This is a genomic window from Plebeiibacterium marinum, from assembly GCF_026013615.1.
Taxonomy (GTDB): Bacteria; Bacteroidota; Bacteroidia; order Bacteroidales; family Marinilabiliaceae; genus Saccharicrinis; species Saccharicrinis marinus_A.
In genome coordinates, this window is record NZ_JAPDPI010000130.1 from 1 (window position 1) to 587 (window position 587).

Consider the following 587-nt stretch of genomic DNA (forward strand, 5'->3'; position numbering starts at 1 on the left):
ACCATGTGTATTTTAATACCGCTTACTAAAATACCAACACCCAAATCACAATCATTTTACTCCACACGTTCTTTCAAGTGCATTATTTTGCACATAATTGCTATATTTGTATATAATATTACACATTATGAGAGGGATTAAACTATTACCAAAACATAAGAAAGTGTTGTCAGGCCTTGGTGAAAACATAAAATTAGCTCGCTTAAGGCGCAAGCTTACTGCGGAACAGGTTGCTGAACGGGCTGGAATCAGCCGCCGCACGTTGGTTTCCATTGAACAAGGCGCTGAAAGTGTAGCCATTGGCAGTTATGTACAGGTATTGGTGGTATTAGGCCTTTCTGATGATATTTTTCTTGTTGGTAAAGATGATACCCTGGGACGCAAACTCCAGGATGCAGATTTAATCAACCCTAAACGTAATTTGTAATGGCAACAAAAAAAATATTTGTATTTGCATCACAGCACAACCTGTCCCGGAATGAACAAGAACTAATGGCACTGGCTTTTGAAAGCCATTAAAAAAGGCCCCTGCATCTTCGCAAGGGCCTCCATGACCACAACCATACAATAGGTAACCACCCTATCTA

1 protein-coding gene is annotated in these 587 nt (G+C 40.0%); it reads left to right on the plus strand.

From position 1 onward, the window contains the following. Positions 1 to 127 precede the first annotated feature (127 nt). On the plus strand, positions 128 to 427 hold the full coding sequence (locus tag OM074_RS21710; RefSeq protein ID WP_301202717.1) for a helix-turn-helix domain-containing protein: 300 nt from the start codon (positions 128 to 130) through the stop codon (positions 425 to 427). Positions 428 to 587 lie beyond the last annotated feature (160 nt).

Excerpts from the sequence above, each read along its gene's own strand:
- OM074_RS21710 (WP_301202717.1), top strand. The coding sequence starts at position 128 with ATGAGAGGGATTAAACTATTACCAAAACATAAGAAAGTGTTGTCAGGC.